Here is an 18,976-nt window from a genome sequence, read left to right as displayed (position 1 = left end):
TTACTGGCTTCCTGGGCTCCCCTGTTCGGGGAGGGTGCAGGTGAGCGGTATCCGTCCGGTTTTGTCTGATGAGTTACGTACGAATCGGAAGTGATCGGCCGCTGTCGATCACTCGCCCGGGGTGGTGACCACGGACAACATCACCGCGTCACCCGGCAGGGTGAGCGAGCCCGCCGCCAGATCGGCCGCGATCCGCACCGCCCCCGCCAGGGGGTCGCCCGCGGCCGTCGCCCGCCGCGCGGCGGGCAGCACGCTCGCCAACTCCTCCGCCAGCGGTACGAGAAGCGGCTCGCCCATCCTGAACAGGCCCCCGGTGAAGGCGATCCGGGACTCGCCCCCGGTCGGGCACACCGCGGCCGCGGACTCGACCATGTGCCGGGCCGCCGCACGCAGGATGCCCAGGGCCACGGGGTCGTGCTGCTCGGCGCAGGCCCCGACCTCGGGCGCGAAGGAGGCGAGGACGGCGGGCCGGTCCGAGCGGGGGTAGATCCGGCCGGGCAGCCCTCCAGCGGGGCCGAACAGCTTCTCGGCCCGGGTCAGCAGTGCCGCCGATCCGCCGGGCCGTCCGTCATGGGCGCGCAGGGCCGCCTCAAGACCGGCCCGCCCGATCCAGGCGCCGCTGCCGCAGTCGCCCAGCAGATGGCCCCAGCCGTCCGCGCGACTCCAGCGGTTCAGGTCGGTGCCGACGGCGATCAGTCCGGTGCCGGCGGCGACCACGGCACCGGGGTGCGCGCCGAGCGCTCCGGTGTACGCGGTGACCGCGTCGGCGGCGAGCGCGACCGTCCGGATCCCGAACTCCCGCCGCAGGGCGGCCGGAAGCTCGGCGCGCAACGCGTCACCCAGGGTGGCGAGCCCGGCGGCACCGACGGCAGCCGCGCGCAGCTCGGTCACTCCGCTCTCGGTGAGCAACACCCGCACCATGGGCGCCAGTTGCTCCATCAGATGCTCGGAGTCGATACCCCGTGCCCCGGTGCGCACCGGCTCCGGCGACTCGCGCCCGGCAAGGACCGTCCCGTTGCCGGTCGCGACCACGACCCGCAGGCCCGAGCCTCCGGAGTCGACGGCGAGGACGCCGGTCCGGCCCGCATCGGGGCCCGGTCCGCCGCTCGCCCCGCCGGTCACGGCAGGCGCCAGTCCACCGGCTGTCCGCCCTGCCCGATCAGCAGGTCGTTGGCCCGGCTGAAGGGACGGGACCCGAAGAAGCCGCGGTCGGCCGACATGGGGGAGGGATGCGCGGACTCCACCGACGGCAGATTCCCGAGCAGGGGGCGCAGATTGCGTGCGTCACGCCCCCACAGGATGGACACCAGCGGCTTGCCGCGCGCAGCCAAGGCCCGTATCGCCTGCTCGGTGACCGCCTCCCAGCCCTTGTCGCGGTGTGCGCCCGGCTTGCGCGGGGCCGTGGTGAGCGCCCTGTTGAGCAGCAGTACGCCCTGGCTGCTCCACGGCGTCAGATCGCCGTTGGCGGGCTGGGGCAGGCCCAGGTCGGTGTTCAGCTCCCGGTAGATGTTGAGGAGACTGCCGGGCAGCGGACGCACCTCGGGCGCCACCGAGAACGACAGCCCCACCGCGTGCCCCGGTGTCGGGTAAGGATCCTGTCCGACGATCAGGACGCGTACGTCGTCGAAGGGCTGCTGGAAGGCTCGCAGGACGTTCGGTCCGGCCGGGAGATAGGTGCGCCCTGCGGCGATCTCCCCGCGCAGGAAGTCCCCCATCTCGGCGATCTTCCCGGCGACGGGTTCCAGGGCCTGCGCCCAGCCCGCTTCGACGATTTCATGCAACGGTCGTGATGCCACGGGCGTCACCCTACTGCCGTAACGACAGTGGAGATCAACCGATGGCCAACGCCCGGTGCCTGGAAGGCAGTTCCCCTCGCCTGATTCACCCCCACCTGGTTCACCTCCGCTTGGTTCACCCCCGCCTGGTTCATCCGACCACCGCGGCCCGCACGCACAGCACGTCCGGCAGATGGGAGGCCAACTGCCGCCAGCTGTCGCCGTCGTCGGCCGAGGCGAACACCTCGCCGTTGCGGTTGCCGAAGTACACGCCCGCCGGGTCGGCGTCGTCGGTGCACAGCGCGTCGCGCAGCACCGTGCCGTAGTGGTCCTCCTGAGGCAGCCCCGCCGTCAGGGGCTCCCAGCTCTTGCCCGCGTCGGCTGTGCGGAAGACGCGGCACCGGCGGTCGGCGGGCACCCGGTCCGCGTCGGCGTTGATCGGGAACACATACGCCGTGTCGCCGCGGTGCGGGTGGGCGGCCGCCGCGAAGCCGAACGTGGAGGGCAGGCCCTCACCGATGTCCTTCCACTGCGCGCCCGCGTCGTCGCTGCGGTAGACACCCCAGTGGTTCTGCAGATACAGCCGGTCCGGGTCGGCCGCGTCCTGGGCGATCTTGTGCACGCACTGTCCGAACTCCGGGTTCGGATCGGGCAGGAACACCGCCGCGACACCGGAGTTGGACGGCGCCCAGCTCGCGCCGCCGTCGCCGGTGCGGAACACTCCGGCCGTCGAGACGGCGACCGTCACCGCCTGCGGATCGCGCTCGTCGGTGAGCACGGTGTGCAGTCCCTCGCCGCCACCGCCGGGCACCCACTTCGAGCGGGTGGGGTGCTCCCACAGCGGCCGGACCAACTCGAAGGTCTCCCCGCGGTCCTCCGAGCGGTACAGCGCGGCCGGTTCCGTACCCGCGTACACCACGTCCGCCTCGGCGGCCGCCGGGTGCAACTGCCACACCCGCTCCAGCGAAGCGCCCGTGTCCTTGGGGAACTTCACGGCGGGCTGCGCCGGTTCGGTCCACGTGCGGCCCAGGTCGTCGGAGTGGAACACCGACGGGCCCCAGTGCGAGCTGTCCCCGCCGGCCAGCAGACGCGGCCGGTCGCCGCGCGTGTCCACGGCGACCGAGTACACGGCCTGCGCGTTGAAGTACGGGCTCTCGTCGAACTCCCATGAGCCACCGCGCCGCCGCCCGATGAACAGGCCTTTGCGCGTGCCCACGGCGAGTAGTACGTCGGTCATGCCGATCACCTCCGCGACGTCTTTGTCCCAGACATCTGCCAGTCTGCACCCCGCCACTGACAGTCACCCCCGGACGTTTCATCACCACAGGTCAGAGCGGTGACACCGGTCCGACGCGACACCGCGCCGATCCTTTTCGGCCAGCCGGCGGGGCGATTTCGCGCAGACGCCTGCGCGAGCGGGACCTCTCGTGCGACCGTCGCGTGGGGGACTCGACCTGAGCATCCAGCGGCCTTCGCGCGTATGGGAGGACGGTCTGGATGGTCGTGCGCTCATGAGGAGGATGCCTTCGATGGCGTTCCGTGGTCCGAAGGTGTGGCTCTGGCGCTGGCGGCGCAATCCGCTCAAGCGCCCTGCCGACGCGGTGGAGTCGTGGGTGATCCTCGGCACCTGGCTGTTCACCGTTCTCGCCGGGGTGCTGGCCGGCCTCGCGGCAACCCACTCCGTCGAGCAGGGGCTCGCGCGCGAACGCGTCGAGTGGCGTGCCGTCCAGGGACACCTCACCGAGAAGGCGCCCGGTACGGCCGCCGCGGGCTCCGGGGCGTCCAGCGGCGACCGGGTGTGGGGCAAGGTGAGCTGGCCCGCCCCTGACGGCTCCCGTCACAACGGCCAGGTCCGGGTCCGCCCGGGCAGCGCCACCGGCACCGAGGTCACCGTGTGGACGGATCCGCAGGGCAACCTGGTCACCAAGCCCGCCACCGCCGCCGAGGCCCGGACGCGGGCCGCGCTCATCGGCGTCCTGGTAGGAGCGGGGGCCGCCCTGGTCCCGTTCGTCGGCGGCCGCATGGTCTGTGGCCGCCTGGAGCGCCGCCGCATGGCCCAGTGGGACGCCGAGTGGGCCGGCTTCGACCCGCTGTGGGGACGCAAGACCTGGGCCGACGGGGACACCTGACCCCTACGCGTCCTGCACCGCTCCCCGGCAGATCCGCAGCAACTGCTCGTCCTGAAGGACCTCGCTGCCGTACCTGGCGGTCGGGTCCTGATGGCGACGCGTCCGCGCCAGCTCCGTGCGCAGCAGGTCGTGGAGGGGCGCGCCCGCCGGGCCCAGGTCGGCGACGCACGCGGCGATCGTGCGGCGCGTGTCGGGGTTCCTGGCCCAGGCGGCCCGGAGCGGCGGGACGGCCACGTCCGGGTCCCCGCCGATCCGCCACAGGGCGCACGCGCCGTCCAGCCGCTCCCAGAAGTCGTCGGACCCGGCCATGCCGGACAGCTCGGGCAGCGCCGCGCTAGCCGCCGGGCCCAGCAGACCCAGCGTCTTGGCCGCCGTCCGCGGCCGGAACCCGCGACCGTCCGTCAACTCCCGCATCAGCACGGGCAGTACGACGGACGCGTCACCCTCCACCAGCCACAACGCCTCCGCCGCGGCGATCGCGGACTCCGTGTCCAACAGTTCGCGCAGCGTGGGTATCGCCTCGTGCGCGTCCGGCCCGAACGCTCCGAGCGTCTCCACCGCGGTCCTCACCACCACGTCCCGGACCGGGAGTTCGTCGGGCATGCCCAGCAGCAGGCGCAGCACCTCGGGCACGCACCGCGTGTCGCGCAGCGCCGCGAGCGCGTGCAGCAGCGGTGCCGCCAGGTCGTAGGTCCGGCGTGAGTCGAGCGGCACGGTGCCGAGCCTGCGCCGCAGTTCGGGGGCGAGGGGAGCGGCGGCCGGGCCCACATGGACGATCAGGTTCCCCAACTCGTCCGGCACGACGGGCGCGGCCAGCATCTCCGCCAGGACGGGCACGGCTCGCGGATCCCCGGTCCTGGCGAGGGACTTGACCGCCTCGCCCACGCTCGGCGTCCCGTGCTGCCATTGCCGTACCCGCAGCTCGGGACGGGAGGTCACCAGCGCGAGGAGGTGGTCGGCGGCCGGTGCGGCCAGCGCGAAGAGATCGCCGAGGACGGACTCCGCGGCCTCCCGCAACCGGTCGTCCGGAGTGTCCAGTTGGGCACCGATGAGCATCACGAGCTCCCGGTAGTCGGCACGCCAGCCACGCAGCAGCCCCGACGACATCCACACCGCGTTGCACCGGTCCGTCGCGGACGGACTGCTCAACTGGCCCGCCAGCAGGGCGATCCGGTCGGCCACCCGCCCGTCCAGCGCGGTGTGCAGGGTGCGCAGCAGCTGCGCCCCCTCCTCGTCCGAGGGCCGCAGCTTCCGCAGTTTTCCGATGAGGGTGTCGGTGTCGGGCCGGTCGGGCTCCTCCGACCGACATCGCGGCCGCTCGGACCGGTCCCGCAGCAGTCCTACGACGGTGGGCACCAGGTCGGCCGGGAGCCGGTCGGGCGCGCAGCCCGCGAGCTGTCCCAGCGCGGCCAGCCGCAGACCCGGGCCGAACGGCGGCGCGCTCTGGGCGGCCAGGAGGTCCACCGCGCCGGCCGCGTGCCCGGGGTGCCGTCGGGCGAGGACGCCCAGGCCCTCGGCGAGGGCGAGCAGCACCCGGTCGTCGCGCTCCACGGTGATCCGCTCGCGCAACAGGCCCAGCACGCGCGCCGGTTCGTCGTGGAACCGCGCGACCGCGACCGCCGCCGTCCGCCGCACTCCGGAGTCCCGGTCCGCCGTCAGCCGGGCGAAGACCTCGGCGCCCGCGCGGACCGCCGTGCACGCCATCGCGTAGGCGTCGTCCGCGATCCCCTCCGGGGGCTCGCCCTCCTGCCCGATGCTGACGAGCAACTCCACGATCCCGCACCGCTCCCGCACGGCCTCGCTCTCCGCGAGTTCGAAGAGAAACGGAATGCAGGCCAGCGTCGAGTCGTACACGTCACCCTGGTGGTGCACCCCGCCGTACATCGCGTCGAGCGCGATCTCCCGCTCGGCGGGGTCCGTCGAGGCCAGAGCCCTCAGCAGTCCGGGCACGTCCTCGGCGCTGCCGTACGCATGCCGCATCGAGGCCCAGTCGACCTCGTCGATCCCGCTGAACACGTAGTCCTCCCCCGGCGAAGTGCCTCCTGTTCGTGAGTCTGCACCACCGCACTGACAACGAAGCGGAATCGGGAGATGACTCTGCGCCAACTGTGCGCCGACAGCGGGGAGATGCTCAGTCGGCGGGCAGTGCGCGGTCCAGGATCGCGCCCAGATCGGCGGTGTCGGGCAGGGTGCCGAAGGCGTGCCCCCAGTCGCCGCCCAGCCGGGTCGCGCAGAAGGCGTCGGCGACCGCGGGCGGGGCGTGCCGGACCAGCAGGGAGGCCTGCAGGGTCAGGGCCATGTGCTCCACCAGCCGGCGCGCGCCGGTCTCGGAACCGTTCACCAGCAGGTTCTCCAGGCGCGTCACGGCGGCGTCCAGCCGGGCGTCCGCGCCCTGGGCCAGGGCGAGTTCGTCGAAGAACGCCTGGGCGGTGCCGGGTTCGCGCCGCAGCGCCCGCAGCACGTCCAGCGCGTTGACGTTGCCCGAGCCCTCCCAGATCGACAGCAGCGGAGCCTCGCGGTAGTGGCGGGGCATGCCCGACTCCTCCACGTAGCCGTTGCCACCGAGGCACTCCAGGGCCTCCGCGGTGAAGGCCGGACCGCGCTTGGTGACCCAGTACTTGCCGACGGCGGTCGCGATCCGGCGGAAGGCCGCCTCGCCCGCGTCCCCGCGCACCGCCCGGTCGGCGGCCCCCGCGAGACGCAGGGTGAGCGTCGTGGCAGCCTCGGACTCCAGCGCGAGATCGGCCAGCACATTGCGCATCAGCGGCTGGTCGATCAGCCGCGCCCCGAACGCGCTGCGGTGGCGCGCGTGGTGCCCCGCCTCCACCAGCGTCTTGCGCATCAGGGTCGCCGACATCATCACGCAGTCGAGACGGGTGCAGTTGACCATCTCGATGATCGTCTTGACCCCGCGCCCCTCGGGTCCGACCAGCCAGGCGACGGTCCCGTCGAACTCCGGCTCGGAGGAGGCGTTGGACCGGTTGCCCAGCTTGTCCTTGAGGCGCTGGATGCGGAAGGTGTTGCGGCTGCCGTCGGGCAGGATCCGCGGCACCAGGAAGCACGAAAGGCCTTCCGGCGCCTGCGCCAGCACCAGGAAGACGTCGCACATCGGTGCCGACGTGAACCACTTGTGCCCGCGCAGTGTGTACACGCCGGGTTCGGCCGTCGGCGTCGCCGCGGTCGTGTTCGTACGGACGTCGGAGCCGCCCTGCTTCTCCGTCATCCCCATGCCGGCCAGCAGCCCCGCCTTCTGTGTCGGCACCCGCAGTTCGGGCTCGTACTCACGGCCGGTCAGCAGCGGTTCGTAGACCTTGGCGAGGTCCGGCTGCGCGCGCAGGGCCGGGACGGCCGCGTACGTCATCGACGTGGGGCAGCCGTGTCCGGCGTCGGTGTGCCCCCACACCAACCCGCCCGCACTGCGCGCCACATGGGCCCCGGGCCGTGCGTCCGCCCAGGGCGCGCCGGCCAGGCCCTCGGCGACCGAGGCCCGCATCAGGTGGTGCCAGCTCGGGTGGAAGTCGACCTCGTCGATCCGGTTGCCGTACCGGTCGTGCGTACGCAGCACCGGCTCGTGCGTGTTGGCCTGCTCGGCCCACTCCTGCGCCTCGGCACTGCCGGCCCGCAGACCGAGCCGCCGGATGCCCTCCTCGGCCCAACCGGCGCCCTCCCGGCGCAGCCCTTCCAGCAGGGCGGTGTCATCGGAGGCGTCGTAGGGCGCCAGCAAAGGAGGTTGGTTGGTGACGTCGTGCGTGGCGTTCAGCGGCTGGCGTGTGGGTGCGGGTGTCGAGACCATACGGCCATGTTGCACCTTTCCTGCGGTCGTAGCAATGATGCAACAAGAAGGCGCACGTAAGGTACGTGACCATGCGCATGAACGTCTCCGAGCGGTCCGGCGAGGCCGGCCTGCGGCCCCTGTCCGCGCGGTCGGTCGTGCTGAGCCTGCTGCTGGGCACGCATCCGCCGCAGCTCGCGGTGAAGGACCTGGTCCGCGCGGTGGAGCCGTTCGGCGTCGTCGGCTCCACGCTGAGGGCCGCGCTCAGCCGCATGGTGGCCGCCGGAGACCTGTGGCGCACCGACGCCGTCTACCGGCTCAGCGACCGACTGCTCGCCCGCCAGCGCCGCCAGGACGAGGCCGTACACCCCCGCACGCGCGCGTGGGACGGCGACTGGGAGATGCTGGTGATCACCGCGACGGGTCGCGAGCCCGCCGAACGCGCGGAACTGCGCGCCCGGTTGACCGCCCTACGCCTCGCGGAACTGCGCGAGGGAGTCTGGCTGCGCCCCGCCAACCTGAACCGCACCCTGCCGGCCGACCTGGAGTCCGTGGCCCAGTCCTACACGGCCCGCCCCGACCGCGCGGCACCCGAACTGGCCGCGTCCCTCTGGCCCTTGGACACCTGGTCCGCCACCGCCCGCTCCCTGCTCGCCCACCTCGCCGAGGCCGACCGCCCGGCCGACCGCTTCACGACCTTCGCCGCGGTCGTACGCCACCTGCTCGCCGACCCGGTCCTGCCCCCCGAACTCCTCCCCGCCGACTGGCCGGGCACGCCCCTGCGGGCCGCCTACGCGGAGTACCAGCGCGAGATCACCGGGTCCATCGGCTCGGTCGGGTCGGACGGAGCCGATGGACCCGGTGCTTGACCCCGCGGCCTACTTGTAAGTGATGTCGCTGGTCGCGTACTTGCAGTACGTCGAGTCGGGACCGGTGCCGTTCGTGGTCGGCTCGGCGCCGGTGTTGTTCCCGATGTACTTCTGGCAGGGGATGATCTTCTTGCTGGAGTCCCCGACGATGGTGATCTTCTTCAGGGTCGCGCTGTCGCCGTAGTTGGTGTTGATGCCGACGAGTCGACTGCCCTTGTAGGTCGCCTCGATGGTGTTGAGGTTGATCGTGCGCTTGTACTGCGTCTTGCAGTTGCCGCAGGAGCGGACGAACGTACCGAAGGTCTGCGCCGCGAAGTTGGAGACGTTCAGGGTGCCCGCGCCGTTGAACTGGAACACCTTGTCGCTGGCCTCCTTCGCCCCACCGCCGGAGACGGTGTAGACGTTGGACGACGAGGAGCCCAGGAAGGTCGCCGCGTCCTCGCCGACGTCCTCCCACCACACGTTCTGCAGCGTGCAACTGCCCAGGCAGTGAATGCCGTCGGCGGCCGGGGCGCCGATGATGACGTTCTTGAGCGTGGTGCCGGCCGCGAGCTCCAGGATCGGCCCCTGGTCCTCGTCCTGGCTGCCGCTGCCGAGGTCACCGCTGCCGTACAGGCGCAGCATCCCGTAGTCCTTGGTGCCGGACACGGAGATGGTCTTGGTCACCGCCTGACTGCCGCTGGCGGTGGGCCAGGTGACGGCATTGGCGGGCGAGAGTGCGCTGGATGCCATGAGCATGCCAACTGTGAGTCCGAAGGTCGCCACGGCGCCGGTGAGCGCGCGTGGCCGTATGGAAGAAGTCATGTCCCGATTCCTTCTCCGAGGTGGGGGAGTGGTCAGAGCTTTCCGGTGCCCGCGCCGGACGTCACCGAGGCGACGACGGTCGAGGCGGGCTCGGCGCTGTAGCTGTACGGCGGACTGGTGAATGTGCCGACCTGCGAGACCTCGGTCGCGGCTCCGCCGAGGTCGTTCCCGGTGAGGTTGGCGTAGCCGTCGACGTCGCTGTCCCGGTTGGTGGTGACGGCGACTTCGGTGTCCCGGAACACGTTGTTCTGGACGAGCATCTGGGCGCCCATGCGCGAGTGCACGGCGGTCTCGGCGCCGACGACGTAGTTGTCGTAGAAGTGCCCGGTGCCGAAACGCAGGCTGGGGATACGGGAGTTGACCTGGTCGAACCAGTTGTGGTGGTACGTCACCCGCAGATGCCCGGTGTCCTCGCTCGCGTTGTTGTCGCTGTGGCCGACGAGCGAGCCCTTGTAGTGGTTCTTGAAGGTGTTCCAGGAGACGGTGACGTAGTCGGAGCCGTGATTGATGTCGAGCAGGCCGTCGTAGTAGTCCTTCCCGTGGTCGAGGTCGGACGAGAAGGCGTTGTGGTCGAGCCACACCTTCGTCGAGGCCTGCACGGTGATGCCGTCGGCGGGCGCGACCGGCTTGCTGATGTTCAGGTTGCGGACGACGACGTTCGTCACCTTCTTCAGCCGCAGCCCACCGCCTGTGAACCCGGACGCCGAACCGACGCCCAGCACCGTGGTGTTGGACCCGATGTCGACCTGACCGCTCAGCGAGATCAGGCCGTTCACCTTGACCACCTTCGAAGTGCTGCCGGTGACGGCCGACTTGAAGGCGTCCAGCGTCGACACGGTGACCGCCGTGGCACTGCCACCACCGGTCGTCCCGGCACCGAACCCGACCGGCGAGGACTCGGCAGCGGCGGCCGGCTGGGGGACGCCGAGGGCGGCGGTCACGGCGAGGGCGGCCACGGCCGCCGTCGCCAGCGCGGTTCTTTGCGGATGTGCACGTAAGGGGTGAGTACGCATGCGGGTGCGTCCCTTCGGAAGATGCAGGGAGGTCGTGTACGTGAATGATGTGCATACACGTGAACGCCGTGCGCCGGCATCGCGACCGATTGGGGGTGGCCAGGCCTCGGTCGGTCACACTGCTGAACGGAACGTAGACGGCAAGCGCTTTCTAGTCAACGCTTTGCGCAGTGGTTGTTCCGTCTGTGCAGGTGAGTGGCAAGGGCTGTCTGAAACGACCCTGAGCGCTAGTGTGGGAGCGCTTCCATGATGTTTCGCCGCACGCGTGCCGTTACCCCACCGCCCGGCGGCACCAACCCCGCCGGGCGCCTTCGTCCTCAACGGGACGGCCTGCACGGCGGGTTGACCCGCCGTGCGATCACTCAGACGGACCGGTGGTACTGGTCCGGCACGTGCACCTCGCCGCCCAACTCCCTTGCCGCGTCCCGAGCCCAAGACGGCGATCGCAGCAACTCGCGGCCGAGGAGCACCGCGTCGGCCTCGCCGTTCGCCAGGATCTTCTCGGCCTGCTCGGGCTCCGTGATGAGGCCGACCGCCGCGACCGGCATCGGGGTCTCGGAGCGGACGCGGGCCGCGAAGGGGACCTGGTAGCCGGGAGCGGTCGGGATGCGGGCGCCGGACGCGTTGCCGCCGGTCGAGACGTCGAGGAGGTCGACGCCGTGGGTGTGCAGGTCGGTGGCGAGGCGGACGGTGTCGTCGGGTGTCCAGCCGTCGGACTCCAGCCAGTCGGTCGCCGAGACGCGGAAGAACAGCGGCTTGTCGTCCGGCCAGACCTCCCGTACGGCGTCGACCACTTCGAGGGCGAAGCGGATGCGGTTCTCGTACGAGCCGCCGTAGGCGTCCGTGCGGTGGTTGGAGTGCGGGGAGAGGAAGGAGTTGATCAGGTATCCGTGGGCGCCGTGGATCTCGGCGACCTCGAAGCCGGCGGCGAGGGCTCGGCGGGCCGCGTCCGCGAACTGGCCGACGATGTCGTGGATTTGATTGACCGTCAGTTCCGTCGGTACCGGGTGCCCGTCGGCGAACGGGAGCGCGCTCGGGCCCAGCGGTTGCCAGCCGTGCGCCTCCGGTCCGACCGGTGCGCCGCCCTTCCAGGGGCGCTCGGTCGACGCCTTGCGGCCGCTGTGAGCGATCTGGATCCCGGGGACCGTGCCCTGGGAGACGAGGAAGCGGGTGATCCGGCGGAACGCCTCGACCTGGGTGTCGTTCCAGATGCCCAGGTCGTACGGCGAGATCCGGCCCTCGGGCGACACCGCGGTGGCCTCGACGATGATCAGGCCCGTGCCGCCGGTCGCGCGGGCGGCGTAGTGCGCGAAGTGCCAGTCGGTGGGAGCGCCCGCCTCCGGGCCCTCCGGCGCCGCCGAGTACTGGCACATCGGGGGCATCCAGACCCGGTTGGGGATGGTGACATCGCGCAGGGTGAAGGGCTGGAAGAGGGAGCTCATGGTGAGCTGCTCCGTTCTCGCGGGACCGAGGGACGGTTCGTACGATAGGCATCGTAGTACGGGAAGTGTCAAACTACGATGCCTCTCGTACAATGGCTCTCGTGAGTACCGCTACCCCCGCCGCCAGCAGTCGGGATCTGCCGCACCCCGTGCGCGACGACATCCGGCTCGAAGGCGTGCTGCACGCGTTCGCCGACCCGATGCGGCTGAGCATCGTGCGAGAGCTCGCCGCCGACGGCGACGAGCTCTCCTGTTCGCACTTCGACCTGCCCGTCACCAAGTCCACGACCACGCACCACTTCCGGGTGCTGCGCGAGGCCGGGGTGATCCGCCAGGTCTACCGGGGCACGGCCAAGATGAACGGCCTGCGCCGGGACGACCTAGACGACCTCTTCCCGGGACTTCTCGACGCCCTCCTCGCGGCCGCCGCCCGCCAGTCCCTCCGGCTCGGGGGCGACTGAACTCCCCTTCGAGGGAAGGTGGTTGAAGAGGAGGTTCAGCACGATCGCCGTCAGGCAGCCCGCGCTGATGCCGCTGTTCATCACCGTCTGGAACCAGTCGGGGAACTTCTCGTAGACCGTCGGCACCCCGACCGGCAGCACGCCCACGGCCACCGAGACCGCGACCACCGTGAGGTTGTGGTTGTCCTTGAAGTCGGCCTGCGCCAGGGTCCGTACGCCACTCGCGGCGACCGTCCCGAACATCACCAGACCCGCGCCGCCCAGCACCGGCGCCGGTATGGCCGCGACCACCGCGCCCAGCTTGGGCAGCAGACCGAGCACGACCAGGATGCCGCCGGCGGCGGCCACCACCCAGCGGCTGCGCACCCGGGTCATCCCGACGAGCCCGACGTTCTGCGCGTACGCCGTGTACGGGAAGGTGTTGAAGATCCCGCCGAGGACGGTCGACAGGCCGTCGGCCCGCAGGCCGTCCGACAGTGAGCGCGGCTCGACCTTGCGTCCGGTCATCTCGCCGACCGCGATCAGGTCGCCGGTCGTCTCGGTCATCGTCACCAGCGCCACCACCAGCATGGAGATGATCGCCGACGCCTCGAACGTGGGCGCCCCGAAGTGGAACGGCGTGCTGATGCCGAGCCAGTCCGCGTCGCCGACCCCGCCGAAGTCCGTGAAGTCGAAGGGGACCGCCACCGCGAGACCCACCGCGATACCGATCAGCACCGCGATCCGGCTCAGGAAGGCCGGCGCGAACCGCTGCACACCGAGCACCACCGCCAGCACGAACCCGGCAAGGGCGAGGTTCTTCGGCTCCCCGAAGTCCGCCGAACCGGCCCCGCCCGCCGCCCAGTTGCCCGCGACCGGCAGCAGCGAGACCCCGATGATCAGGATCACCGTGCCCGTGACCAGCGGCGGGAAGAAGCGCAGCAGCCTGCCGAAGACCGGTGCCAGCAGCACGATCGCGAGCCCCGCCACGATCACCGAACCGTAGATCGCGGGCAGCCCGCCACCCGTCGTACCGATCAGCACCATCGGCGACACGGCCGCGAACGTGCAGCCCTGCATGATCGGCAGCCGTACACCGAACCGCCAGAACCCCACGCACTGGATGAGCGTCGCGATGCCGCACACCAGCAGATCCGCGGTGATCAGATACGCCAGATCCGCGGGCGACAGCTTCATCGCACCGCCCACGATCAGCGGCACGGCCACCGCGCCCGCGTACATCGCGAGCACGTGCTGCAGAGCGAACGCGGCGAGTTGCCGTACGGGTGGGACCTCGTCGACGGGATGGACGGGGGTGGTCGTCGTCATGGGTACTCCAGAGCGGCGGCGGGGGATGGCATCCGGACAGGACGAGACCGTATGGCCTTTGAACAGTTTGTTGATGTCCGGTTCGTTGCCGGTGTGTGTCTGCCCACCACGTGCTGTTTCACTCCGCTAGGAGGCTGTCGTACGCGCCGCCGCCAGCAGTGATTCCCAGTCGGCCAGCTTGACCACACTCCGCCCCAGTGACGCCCCGAGCGCGGCCTCGGCCCGCTCGATGGCCAGCCACCCCGGCCACGGAACCGGTTCGACCCCCTCGGCCCGGAGCACGGCGACCGGATCCACCGACAGGCCGTTCGGTACGAGCGTGACGGCGTCCGCGAGCAGTGAGGTCACGGTCTCCTTCGCGCACGGCCGGTTGGTGCCGATGACGCCCGTCGGGCCGCGTTTGATCCAGCCGGCCACGTACTCGCCGGGGGAGGGGGAGCCGTCGCGCAGGACGCGGCCCGCGCTGTTCGGGACCGTGGCGCTGCCCGGGTCGAACGGCAGTCCCTCCAGGGGGACTCCGCGATAGCCGACCGACCGCAGCACCAACTGGGCCTCGATGTCCACGAGTTCACCGGTGCCCGTCACGCCGCCGTGTCCGTCCGGCTCCGTCCGCTCGAAGCGCACCGCACCCACGCGCCCACCCTCGGCGAGGAGTTCGACCGGACGGAGATAGAAACGCAGTTGGATCCGGCGGGCGGCTCCTTCGTCCGGCCGTGCCGCCCAGCCGCGCAGCACCTCGATATTGCGGCGCTGTGCCGGAGGCAGCGCGGATGGGTCGATGTAGGCCGGGTCCAGGGCCAACTCGCCTGGATCCACGGTGACATGGGTGTCGGGCAGCCCGCCCAACTCGCGCAGCTCCTTGGTCGTGAAGCGGCCCTGGGAAGGACCGCGCCGGCCCACCATCTGGACGTCGGTGACTCGACTCGCGGCGAGCGCGGTGAGCGCCGCCTGCGGTATGTCGGTGGGGCTCAGTTCCGCCGTCGCCCGCGCCAGCATCCGCGCCACATCCACGGCAACGTTGCCCATACCGATGACCACAGCCGAGCGGGCGTCCCGTACGAATCCGTCGTCCGCCGCGTCGGGATGGGCGCTGTACCAGGACACGAACTCCGTCGCCGACCAGCTGCCCGGCAGGTCCTCGCCGGGGATCCCGAGGTGCCGGTCGGTGGCGGCGCCGACGCAGTACACCACCGCGTGGTACAGCGTCCGAAGGCGAGCGACCGGCAGTCCGCCGGGGCCGACCTGGATGCCGCCGAGGAACCGCACCCGCTCGTGCTCCAGGACCGTACGCAGGTTGTTCTGCAGGGACTTGATCTTCTCGTGGTCCGGCGCGACCCCGTAGCGCACGAGGCCGTACGGGCAGGGGAGTCGGTCCAGGACGTCGACGAGCACCGCGGAGTCCTGCTGGACGAGACTCTGGGCGGTGTAGACCCCGCTCGGCCCGGAGCCGACGACGGCGACACGCAGCACGGCGGTACTCCTTACGTCTTACGACGGGAGTTCGCTGACGTCTCCAGGATCGCACCGGCGGTGCTCGGCTGACAGGGTGCAGGCACGGGACGGGCGTGCGTGTCCGTTCGTATGGAATGTGATCATGCGGTTACGTTGCGTATGTGCTAGAAGCATCCTTTTTTAATCTTTCTGATCGTTGTCCGACGGATGGCGCGGTGTCCGTGTGGCCCGCGTGGGAAGTGCGGGAGGACGAGGGCAGCACCTCGTGGTTCACCGTCCGGCTGGAGTTCGCCGACGGCGCCCGGGTCGACGCGCTCGCCGTGGTCGGCGAGGCGGGCGTCTCCGTGGAAGACGTCCGGGCTCAGCCGGCGCTGTCCCTGGACGACCTGGCGGTCCTCGCCGACTGGATCGAGGACCCGCTCTTCGAGGCCTGCGGCCTGCCGGTCGGGGCGGCCGACGGATCAGCGGACGGGACCGCCTCTCGACGCGCGCGCCCGCCCTGGCCCCGCGGTATCGAGGGCCGCTGGCTCATCGCGGAGGAGTACCGCGCGGCCCAGGGCGAGGGCGTCGACCCGGTCCTCGCGGTGATGTCCGCGACCGGGCACAGCCGCCGCAAGTCCCTGCGGCTGATCTCGCAGGCGCGGGACGCGGGGTTCCTGACACCCCGTCATGTCAGGCGCTGAAGCCGCCTGTTCGGTCAGCTCATGTCCCGCATGCGCGAGATCTCGCTCGTCTGCTGGGCGATCACGTCGTCGGCCATCTCCTCGATCTGGATGTTGTTGCCCTGCGCCTTCACGTCGGTGGCCATCGTGATCGCCCCCTGGTGATGGGTGATCATCAAGGTGAGGAAGAGCTGGTCGAACGCCTTCCCGCGGGCCGCGCGCAGATTCTTCAACTGGGCCTCGGTCGCCATGCCGGGCATCGAGGCGTGATCGTGCGCGCCGCCCGTCTCGCTCTTGCCGTGCGTCTTGAGCCAGGCCCGCATGGTGGAGATCTCCGGGCCCTGGGACGCGGCGATCCGCGCGGCCAGCTTCTCGACCTGCGTCGACTCGGCCCGGTCGGCGACGAGTTCGGTCATGTCCAGGGCCTGGGAGTGGTGCTGGATCATCATCCGCGCGTAGTCGACGTCGGCGGAGTTGGGCGAGTCGTCCTCGGCGCGCTGCTCGGCGGCGTCCGCGGCGGACAGGGTCTGGTTCTCCTCGCCCGGTTTGCCCGGCGCGATCACCGAAGGGCCGCTCGCCGCGGGTGACTTGGCGTCCGAGCCGGAACCCGAGTCGCAGCCGGCGACCGCGAGCAGGGCCAGGGCGGCCATCGCGGCCGTGACGAGGGACTCTCGGCGGATGGGCACAACGACCTCCTGTGGCACGTGTGTTGGGGGACACCTCGTGAGTGTTGATGAACGTCCTAGCACGCTTCCGCAGTCGGATGATCAAAAACCTTCATTACGAGTACGTTGCCCTCTGTTGATATGTGCATGGTGAAGACGATACTTCGGGGGTGCGTGAACCGTTCCGACACGAACGGAACCAGGGAGGAAACAGTGATCCTGTTCAACGATTCCCGAACGCGGCTCAGACGCGTGGGAGTTGCCACGGCCGCCGCCGGACTGCTCGCGGCGCTGCTGACCGCGGTCCCGGCCGCCGCGACCCCCGACCCCGGGGACGGCACGGCATCCGGGAAGGAGGTGTCCCGCAGCGCGCAGGCCGAGGCGCGAGCCGCCATCGCGAGCGGTGAGATACCCGGCCAGGACGAGATCGTCCACTCGGACAACATCAAGCCCCTGGCGAACATCCCCAAGGAGGCCTTCACCGGCCTCAATTCGGACCTCGCCTTCCAGGGCAAGTACGCCTTCGCCGGCAACTACGACGGCTTCCGCATCTTCGACATCAGCAACCCGAAGGCCCCGAAGACCGTCTCCCAGGTGCTCTGCCCGGGCTCGCAGAACGACATCTCGGTCTCCGGCGACCTGCTCTTCCTCTCCACCGACTCCTCGCGCAGCGACAGCAGTTGCAACAGCACCACGCAGCCCGCGACCGAGAAGTCCTCCTGGGAGGGCATGAAGGTCTTCGACATCAGCGACAAGCGCAACCCGCGGTACGTCGCCGCCGTCGAGACCGCCTGCGGCTCGCACACCCACACGCTGGTGCCCGAGCGCAAGAACGTCTACGTGTACGTCTCCTCGTACTCGCCGAGCGCCACCTACCCCGACTGCCAGCCGCCGCACGACGGCATCTCGGTCATCAAGGTGTCGCGCAGCCACCCCGAGCGGGCGGCGGTCGTCGGCTTCCCGGTGCTCTTCCCCGGTGAGGGACCCGACGGTGGCGGCAACCCGGGCGGGCCCACCAACCCGGGCGTCTCCAAGACCACCGGCTGCCATGACATCACGGTCCTGCCGTCCAAGGACCTGGCCGCGGGCGCCTGCATGGGTGACGGCATCCTCTTCTCGATCAAGGATCCCGAGAACCCGAAGGTGATCGACCGGGTCCAGGACAACGTCAACTTCGCCTTCTGGCACTCGGCCACCTTCAACCAGAAGGCCAACAAGGTCGTCTTCACCGACGAGTTGGGCGGCGGCGGAGCGGCCACCTGCAACGCGGCCATCGGCCCGAACCGCGGCGCCGACGGCATCTACGACATCGTCGGCAAGGGCGACAAGCGCAAGCTGGTCTTCCGCAGCTACTACAAGATCCCGCGCGCCCAGGCCGACACCGAGAACTGCGTGGCCCACAACGGCTCGCTGATCCCGGTCAAGGGCAAGGACCTCATGGTCCAGGCCTGGTACCAGGGCGGTGTCTCCGTCTGGGACTTCACCGACTCGGCCAACCCGAAGGAGATCGCCTACTTCGAGCGCGGCCCGCTGAGCACGGACACGCTCCAGGTCGGCGGCTCGTGGTCGGCGTACTACTACAACGGCTACATCTACTCCAACGACATCGCCAAGGGCTTCGACGTCCTCAAGCTCAGCGACCGGCGCACGGACCAGGCGAGCCGGGTCAGGCTCGGCGAGCTGAACGTCCAGTCGCAGCCCGACTATTTCGACTGACCGGACTGTCCCGACGGGTCGGCCCGCTCGGCCGGCCCGTCGCCGGTAGCGAAGAAGCGTGAAAGATCGGTCTCGCACGTCTCGCCGGACGCCTCCCGGGCGTCCGGCGGGAACCCCATCTCCCACTCCAGCCGATAGCGCTTGAACAACTCGGCCCGCAGGGTGGTGAGTTGCATCGGCACGTTCGGCAGCACCATCGCGTAGACGGACCCCATGAGCAGGGACCGCAGCATGGGATAGTCCCCGTCGACGTTCTGCGAACCGTGCCGGACGACGGTGTCCCGCAGCAGCTCGGCGAGCCGCTTCTGCTCCGGGCACTGCACGAAACCCTCCGACTGCAGCAGCCCCGCCATGTGCTGGCGCATCAGCACCGGCCGGTCCTGGGCCAGCCCCAGCACGGCGTCGATGGCCCGCGCCATCCGCTCCCGCCCGTCCTCGGTGCGCGGCTCCCGCTCCAGCCCCTCCTGCACCGTGCGGTGCATCACCCGGTGCACGGCGGACTGGACGAGCTGACGCTTGCCCGGGAAGTAGTACGACACCAGTCCGCGCGCCGAGCCGGCCCGGTCCGCGATGTCGGCGAGCGTCGTCGCCTCGTACCCGCGCTCGCCCACCACCTCAAGAGCGGCTTGCAGGAGCCGCTCCCGGGAACGTCTCCGCAACTCTTCATTGACCGAGGCGCTGCGCGGGGACATGCTGTAACTCCTGTGTTGACTGGCTGCCAGCCAACTATACTCAGCACGTCCCGTCCGGCGCCCCCATAGGGCCTGGTCAGGGCAGCCGTCCGTCTGGGGCGACGCGGGGGATCGTCTCAGGCGGGCGGCCTCTTCGCTCCGATGGTGTCCTGAGGCGACTTCCGGGACCCGCGGCGACCTGCGGAACTTCTGTCGCACGGCTTCCGAACCGTCCCT

Annotated in this window: 17 protein-coding genes; 5 read left to right on the top strand and 12 right to left on the bottom strand. The window is 70.7% G+C overall.

The window, feature by feature from the left end:
• Window positions 1-108: 108 nt before the first annotated feature.
• The 3 genes from ACWDR3_RS25215 to ACWDR3_RS25205 form a co-directional block, all read right to left on the bottom strand.
• Complete coding sequence (locus ACWDR3_RS25215) at window positions 109-1,122, bottom strand: N-acetylglucosamine kinase (RefSeq protein WP_450354814.1); 1,014 nt, start codon at window positions 1,120-1,122, stop codon at window positions 109-111.
• On the bottom strand, window positions 1,119-1,796 hold the full coding sequence (locus tag ACWDR3_RS25210) for a uracil-DNA glycosylase (protein ID WP_450354813.1): 678 nt from the start codon (window positions 1,794-1,796) through the stop codon (window positions 1,119-1,121). Before ACWDR3_RS25210 ends, ACWDR3_RS25215 begins: the two co-directional genes overlap by 4 nt.
• A 130-nt stretch (window positions 1,797-1,926) precedes the next feature.
• Entirely contained in the window at window positions 1,927-3,012 is a 1,086-nt protein-coding gene (locus tag ACWDR3_RS25205) for a WD40/YVTN/BNR-like repeat-containing protein (protein WP_450354812.1), read from the bottom strand.
• Between the two features lie 292 nt (window positions 3,013-3,304).
• On the opposite strand from ACWDR3_RS25205, the gene ACWDR3_RS25200 reads away from it, so the two are divergent.
• On the top strand, window positions 3,305-3,904 hold the full coding sequence (locus ACWDR3_RS25200) for an Rv1733c family protein (RefSeq protein ID WP_450354810.1): 600 nt from the start codon (window positions 3,305-3,307) through the stop codon (window positions 3,902-3,904).
• A 3-nt stretch (window positions 3,905-3,907) separates the two neighbouring features.
• On the opposite strand, the gene ACWDR3_RS25195 is transcribed toward ACWDR3_RS25200, so the two are convergent.
• Window positions 3,908-5,920 (bottom strand): HEAT repeat domain-containing protein, encoded by a 2,013-nt coding sequence (locus ACWDR3_RS25195; protein WP_450354809.1) that lies wholly within the window; start codon window positions 5,918-5,920, stop codon window positions 3,908-3,910.
• Between the two features lie 115 nt (window positions 5,921-6,035).
• Window positions 6,036-7,697 carry an acyl-CoA dehydrogenase family protein gene (locus ACWDR3_RS25190; RefSeq protein WP_450354808.1) on the bottom strand — a complete coding sequence of 554 codons (1,662 nt, stop codon included), beginning with the start codon at window positions 7,695-7,697 and terminating at the stop codon, window positions 6,036-6,038.
• 71 nt (window positions 7,698-7,768) lie between these two features.
• Between ACWDR3_RS25190 and ACWDR3_RS25185 the strand changes: the two genes are divergently transcribed.
• On the top strand, window positions 7,769-8,545 hold the full coding sequence (locus ACWDR3_RS25185) for a PaaX family transcriptional regulator C-terminal domain-containing protein (protein WP_450354807.1): 777 nt from the start codon (window positions 7,769-7,771) through the stop codon (window positions 8,543-8,545).
• 9 nt (window positions 8,546-8,554) lie between these two features.
• On the opposite strand, the gene ACWDR3_RS25180 is transcribed toward ACWDR3_RS25185, so the two are convergent.
• From ACWDR3_RS25180 to ACWDR3_RS25170, 3 genes are all read right to left on the bottom strand, one after another.
• Window positions 8,555-9,349 (bottom strand): pectate lyase, encoded by a 795-nt coding sequence (locus ACWDR3_RS25180; RefSeq protein ID WP_450354806.1) that lies wholly within the window; start codon window positions 9,347-9,349, stop codon window positions 8,555-8,557.
• A gap of 32 nt (window positions 9,350-9,381) precedes the next feature.
• Entirely contained in the window at window positions 9,382-10,362 is a 981-nt protein-coding gene (locus ACWDR3_RS25175) for a pectate lyase family protein (protein ID WP_450354805.1), read from the bottom strand.
• 362 nt (window positions 10,363-10,724) lie between these two features.
• Window positions 10,725-11,804, bottom strand: a complete 1,080-nt coding sequence (locus ACWDR3_RS25170) for an NADH:flavin oxidoreductase/NADH oxidase (RefSeq protein WP_450354804.1) — start codon at window positions 11,802-11,804, stop codon at window positions 10,725-10,727.
• A 101-nt stretch (window positions 11,805-11,905) separates the two neighbouring features.
• Here ACWDR3_RS25170 and ACWDR3_RS25165 point away from each other — a divergent pair, with 101 nt between their 5' ends.
• Window positions 11,906-12,265, top strand: a complete 360-nt coding sequence (locus ACWDR3_RS25165; RefSeq protein ID WP_450354803.1) for an ArsR/SmtB family transcription factor — start codon at window positions 11,906-11,908, stop codon at window positions 12,263-12,265.
• On the opposite strand, the gene ACWDR3_RS25160 is transcribed toward ACWDR3_RS25165, so the two are convergent.
• Window positions 12,185-13,573 carry a nucleobase:cation symporter-2 family protein gene (locus ACWDR3_RS25160; RefSeq protein ID WP_450354802.1) on the bottom strand — a complete coding sequence of 463 codons (1,389 nt, stop codon included), beginning with the start codon at window positions 13,571-13,573 and terminating at the stop codon, window positions 12,185-12,187. The genes ACWDR3_RS25165 and ACWDR3_RS25160 overlap by 81 nt on opposite strands.
• Before the next feature lie 126 nt (window positions 13,574-13,699).
• Complete coding sequence (locus tag ACWDR3_RS25155; RefSeq protein ID WP_450354801.1) at window positions 13,700-15,043, bottom strand: FAD-dependent oxidoreductase; 1,344 nt, start codon at window positions 15,041-15,043, stop codon at window positions 13,700-13,702.
• Between the two features lie 197 nt (window positions 15,044-15,240).
• Here ACWDR3_RS25155 and ACWDR3_RS25150 point away from each other — a divergent pair, with 197 nt between their 5' ends.
• Window positions 15,241-15,708, top strand: a complete 468-nt coding sequence (locus tag ACWDR3_RS25150) for a DUF6214 family protein (protein WP_450354800.1) — start codon at window positions 15,241-15,243, stop codon at window positions 15,706-15,708.
• Between the two features lie 14 nt (window positions 15,709-15,722).
• Here the strand turns inward: ACWDR3_RS25150 and ACWDR3_RS25145 are convergent, their stop codons facing one another.
• Window positions 15,723-16,337: a DUF305 domain-containing protein gene (locus ACWDR3_RS25145; protein WP_450354831.1), complete on the bottom strand. Its 615-nt coding sequence runs from the start codon at window positions 16,335-16,337 to the stop codon at window positions 15,723-15,725.
• Window positions 16,338-16,565: 228 nt separating this feature from the next.
• On the opposite strand from ACWDR3_RS25145, the gene ACWDR3_RS25140 reads away from it, so the two are divergent.
• On the top strand, window positions 16,566-18,068 hold the full coding sequence (locus ACWDR3_RS25140; protein ID WP_450354799.1) for an LVIVD repeat-containing protein: 1,503 nt from the start codon (window positions 16,566-16,568) through the stop codon (window positions 18,066-18,068).
• Here ACWDR3_RS25140 and ACWDR3_RS25135 read toward each other — a convergent pair.
• Window positions 18,056-18,760, bottom strand: a complete 705-nt coding sequence (locus ACWDR3_RS25135) for a TetR/AcrR family transcriptional regulator (protein ID WP_450354797.1) — start codon at window positions 18,758-18,760, stop codon at window positions 18,056-18,058. The genes ACWDR3_RS25140 and ACWDR3_RS25135 overlap by 13 nt on opposite strands.
• Window positions 18,761-18,976: the final 216 nt, after the last annotated feature.

It is taken from the genome of Streptomyces sp. NPDC001002 (assembly GCF_053599215.1).
Note: the sequence above shows the minus strand (reverse complement) of the source record. Positions and strands in the feature narration are given on the sequence as shown.

What these genes read in the sequence shown, in the direction of transcription:
- ACWDR3_RS25205 (WP_450354812.1), bottom strand. Translation starts at nt 3,012, where the DNA reads ATGACCGACGTACTACTCGCCGTGGGCACGCGCAAAGGCCTGTTCATC.
- ACWDR3_RS25185 (WP_450354807.1), top strand. Translation starts at nt 7,769, where the DNA reads ATGCGCATGAACGTCTCCGAGCGGTCCGGCGAGGCCGGCCTGCGGCCC.
- ACWDR3_RS25190 (WP_450354808.1), bottom strand. Translation starts at nt 7,697, where the DNA reads ATGGTCTCGACACCCGCACCCACACGCCAGCCGCTGAACGCCACGCAC.
- ACWDR3_RS25180 (WP_450354806.1), bottom strand. Translation starts at nt 9,349, where the DNA reads ATGACTTCTTCCATACGGCCACGCGCGCTCACCGGCGCCGTGGCGACC.
- ACWDR3_RS25135 (WP_450354797.1), bottom strand. Translation starts at nt 18,760, where the DNA reads ATGTCCCCGCGCAGCGCCTCGGTCAATGAAGAGTTGCGGAGACGTTCC.
- ACWDR3_RS25170 (WP_450354804.1), bottom strand. Translation starts at nt 11,804, where the DNA reads ATGAGCTCCCTCTTCCAGCCCTTCACCCTGCGCGATGTCACCATCCCC.
- ACWDR3_RS25145 (WP_450354831.1), bottom strand. Translation starts at nt 16,337, where the DNA reads ATGGCCGCCCTGGCCCTGCTCGCGGTCGCCGGCTGCGACTCGGGTTCC.
- ACWDR3_RS25175 (WP_450354805.1), bottom strand. Translation starts at nt 10,362, where the DNA reads ATGCGTACTCACCCCTTACGTGCACATCCGCAAAGAACCGCGCTGGCG.
- ACWDR3_RS25200 (WP_450354810.1), top strand. Translation starts at nt 3,305, where the DNA reads ATGGCGTTCCGTGGTCCGAAGGTGTGGCTCTGGCGCTGGCGGCGCAAT.
- ACWDR3_RS25160 (WP_450354802.1), bottom strand. Translation starts at nt 13,573, where the DNA reads ATGACGACGACCACCCCCGTCCATCCCGTCGACGAGGTCCCACCCGTA.